Origin of the sequence: Bacillus sp. JJ1521 (assembly GCF_036965165.1) — a bacterium.
In the GTDB taxonomy this organism is placed as follows: domain Bacteria; phylum Bacillota; class Bacilli; order Bacillales; family Bacillaceae_L; genus Ferdinandcohnia.
The window spans coordinates 18,610-21,047 of sequence record NZ_JBALOX010000029.1 but is presented as its reverse complement, the minus strand read 5'-3'; the positions used below and the strand labels follow the sequence as shown (position 1 = coordinate 21,047).

The 2,438-nt window shown below is 39.0% G+C and carries 3 protein-coding genes; all 3 read left to right on the top strand.

From position 1 onward, the window contains the following. Nucleotides 1–125 precede the first annotated feature (125 nt). The 3 genes from V7147_RS05405 (at nucleotide 126) to V7147_RS05395 (ending at nucleotide 2,362) form a co-directional block, all read left to right on the top strand. The gene (locus tag V7147_RS05405; protein WP_335366838.1) at nucleotides 126–272 is read left to right on the top strand and encodes a YezD family protein; all 147 of its coding nucleotides are present in this window, start codon (nucleotides 126–128) and stop codon (nucleotides 270–272) included. Nucleotides 273–292: 20 nt separating this feature from the next. Beyond that, nucleotides 293–919: a 3'-5' exonuclease KapD gene (kapD, locus tag V7147_RS05400; protein WP_335366837.1), complete on the top strand. Its 627-nt coding sequence runs from the start codon at nucleotides 293–295 to the stop codon at nucleotides 917–919. Nucleotides 920–1,039: 120 nt separating this feature from the next. Beyond that, complete coding sequence (locus V7147_RS05395; protein ID WP_335366836.1) at nucleotides 1,040–2,362, top strand: C40 family peptidase; 1,323 nt, start codon at nucleotides 1,040–1,042, stop codon at nucleotides 2,360–2,362. Nucleotides 2,363–2,438 lie beyond the last annotated feature (76 nt).

Below are 2,438 nucleotides of genomic sequence, written 5' to 3'. Positions count from 1 at the left end.
TCCTGTGGGCCTAAAATCGGGCGCAAATACGCCAAAGCGCATTTGATTTTTTGGCCAAATGAATAAATTGCCATACTGGTCAACCACTGGCAATGAATGATATACATCTAACGAGGGGGAGTTAAATGGCGCAGCTTGATGAATCAAAAGTGAAACATATTTTATCGACCTTGGAGAAGTTGGAATTTGGATCGATTGTGATTTCCGTCCACAACGGGGAAATCACCCAAATCGATTCGACGGAAAAGAAGCGTTTTTCATTGGTAGAGTAACATACAAAGGAGGTTTAGGTGTGGATAATCAGCATCAACAATTTTTGTTCATTGACTTTGAATTTACAATGCCTGAGGGAAAAGGCAACCCGCAAGGATTTTACCCCGAAATCATCGAAGTTGGTCTTGCATCTGTGAAGAATCAAAAAATTATCGATCAATACTCATCCTATGTAAAACCAATAAAGTTCCCTACTCTAACAGAACGGTGCAAATCCTTTTTAAACATATCCCAAGAGCAAGTTAATAGCGGGATTTCGTTTCAAGAACTATTGAACAAGCTTTCTGAATATGAAAAAACTACTACAAGCACCATCATTACATGGGGAAATATGGATATGAAGGTCCTTCGCCACAATTGTCAAAAGGCTGGGAACCCGTTTCCTTTTAAAGGAAAACAAAGGGATTTGTCGATGGAATACAAACGGTTTTTCGGAGACCAAAATCAGACAGGTCTTTGGAAGGCTGTTCAGGAATATGGCAAAGAAGGGACAGGCAAGCATCATTGTGCCCTTGATGATGCACTTACAACCTTTAATATATTCAAATTAGTTGAAAATGATAAACGCTATTTAGCAAATCCCGAGCCAACAACAATCGGTGATCGTGTTGACTTCTCAAAAGTTTTAAATAAATTTGCATTATAAAAACCAATTCGCTTAAACAGTGGATTGGTTTTTAATTTATGTCGAATTTTTACAATTGATTCGGAAAATGAATCGCATCCCGATAGGATATCCTAATTGGAAAAGGAGGGATGCTCAAAAATGTTTATCGGTCATAAAATAGAAAATCCGCAAACCATTTCCCTATATATCGACCCTTATTTAGAGGAGTTTTCAAGCGAACTTGGTACACAGGAACAGGGGAAAAAGCTTTATTTAAACGAAAGCATTCGATTGTACATGAAGGAAAAAGTGCCTACCCTAAACCCAAATATCGTAAAAGTGGTAATGGGGACAGTGGTACTTTGTACGGTTTCATTAGTAGGAGGACATCATTCCTCGAAAGTAGCAGCGGCAAGTAATGGTCAAACTACTCAAACTAAGGTCACTCATACAGTGACAAGTGGAGATACCTTATATGGAATTGCCAAACAATATAATCTGACCGTTTCCCAATTAAAACAGATAAACCATCTTACTGGTGATATGATCTACCCTGGGCAAACACTTTTGGTAGGTGAGGTGCCACCACCTAAAACAACCTCTGCATATACGGTAACCCGTGGTGACACACTTTACTCCATTGCAAACTCGTATAACATGAGTGTGGACCAATTAAAACAATTAAATAATCTTACTTCAAATACGATTCAAGTGGGGCAATCTCTAAAGGTAGTGGGTACTGCACCGCAATCCACACAAATACAAGTACAAACATATACAGTCCAGCCCGGTGATTCTTTATATTCGATTGCCCAGCGAGCTAACATAACCGTTGACCAAATCATGAAAAGCAATAATCTAACCTCATCAATGATTTATGTTGGCCAGACATTAAAGCTAGGAAATACACAAGCTGCCCCGCAGCAAAATGTAGCAGGTGCTACCTACACCGTTAAAGCTGGAGATACCTTATATGGAATTGCACGGACTAATAATATGAGTGTTACTGAACTTAAAAATATTAATAAACTTTCAAGCGATACCCTTTCAATTGGACAAGTCTTAAAAGTGACTAAAAATGCGCAGGCTGAATCAAATGTACAAAACAGGGATCAGGTTCTGAAAGAGTTGGTTTCGGATAGTTATAATTTTATCGGGATTCCATATTTATGGGGTGGAACAACCACGGATGGATTTGATTGTTCTGGCTTTATTTACTTTATGCATTCTAGACATGGAATCGACATACCGAGGAATACATCAGCCGGCTACTATACGATGGGGACTTCTGTCTCGAAAGCAGATCTCCAACCGGGTGACCTTGTGTTTTTTGCTGTGAATAATACAGGACAAATTTCGCATGTCGGTTTTTATGTCGGAAACAACGAATTTATATCGGCCACAACCTCGAAGGGAATTGCAGTTGTTTCACTGGATAATCCGTATTGGTCTAAGTATTATGTGGGGGCTAAACGTGTTTAACTTTATTTAGATATATGCTGAATAAGGTTAAAGCCTCCGGCGGATGCCACAGATTTTCAAAGGAAGTTTTCCAGCA

Excerpts from the sequence above, each read along its gene's own strand:
- V7147_RS05405 (WP_335366838.1), top strand. The coding sequence starts at position 126 with ATGGCGCAGCTTGATGAATCAAAAGTGAAACATATTTTATCGACCTTG.
- V7147_RS05395 (WP_335366836.1), top strand. The coding sequence starts at position 1,040 with ATGTTTATCGGTCATAAAATAGAAAATCCGCAAACCATTTCCCTATAT.